This is a genomic window from Streptomyces sp. NPDC014864, from assembly GCF_043081525.1.
GTDB lineage: Bacteria > Actinomycetota > Actinomycetes > Streptomycetales > Streptomycetaceae > Streptomyces.
In genome coordinates this window covers 1-1,128 of record NZ_JBIBWT010000056.1, presented here as the reverse complement: position 1 = coordinate 1,128, position 1,128 = coordinate 1, and the positions used below count along the sequence as shown (strand labels likewise).

Below are 1,128 nucleotides of genomic sequence, written 5' to 3'. Positions count from 1 at the left end.
CCGCCGGACCAAGCGGTTAGTAGGTGAGTGATGGGGTGACGCAGGAAGGTAGTCCATCCCGGGCGGTGGTTGTCCCGGGGTAAGGGTGTAGGCCGCAAGGTAGGCAAATCCGCCTTGCATACGGCTGAGACCTGATGCCGAGCCGATTGTGGTGAAGTGGATGATCCTATGCTGTCGAGAAAAGCCTCTAGCGAGTTTCATGGCGGCCCGTACCCTAAACCGACTCAGGTGGTCAGGTAGAGAATACCGAGGCGTTCGGGTGAACTATGGTTAAGGAACTCGGCAAAATGCCCCCGTAACTTCGGGAGAAGGGGGGCCACGTCCGGTGATGAGCTTCGCGCTCTGAGCTGGGGGTGGCCGCAGAGACCAGCGAGAAGCGACTGTTTACTAAAAACACAGGTCCGTGCGAAGCCGTAAGGCGATGTATACGGACTGACGCCTGCCCGGTGCTGGAACGTTAAGGGGACCGGTTAGCTCCATTTCGGTGGGGCGAAGCTGAGAACTTAAGCGCCAGTAAACGGCGGTGGTAACTATAACCATCCTAAGGTAGCGAAATTCCTTGTCGGGTAAGTTCCGACCTGCACGAATGGCGTAACGACTTCTCGACTGTCTCAACCATAGGCCCGGTGAAATTGCACTACGAGTAAAGATGCTCGTTTCGCGCAGCAGGACGGAAAGACCCCGGGACCTTTACTACAGTTTGATATTGGTGTTCGGTTCGGCTTGTGTAGGATAGGTGGGAGACTGTGAAGCGGGCACGCCAGTGTTCGTGGAGTCGCCGTTGAAATACCACTCTGGTCGTGCTGGATGTCTAACCTGGGTCCGTGATCCGGATCAGGGACAGTGTCTGATGGGTAGTTTAACTGGGGCGGTTGCCTCCTAAAGAGTAACGGAGGCGCCCAAAGGTTCCCTCAGCCTGGTTGGCAATCAGGTGTTGAGTGTAAGTGCACAAGGGAGCTTGACTGTGAGACCGACGGGTCGAGCAGGGACGAAAGTCGGGACTAGTGATCCGGCGGTGGCTTGTGGAAGCGCCGTCGCTCAACGGATAAAAGGTACCCCGGGGATAACAGGCTGATCTTCCCCAAGAGTCCATATCGACGGGATGGTTTGGCACCTCGATGTCGGCTC

At 56.6% G+C, this 1,128-nt stretch carries 1 rRNA gene; it reads left to right on the top strand.

The features are described from left to right. Positions 1-1,128: ribosomal RNA gene (locus ACF1A5_RS33850) — 23S ribosomal RNA — on the top strand; the annotation flags it as partial.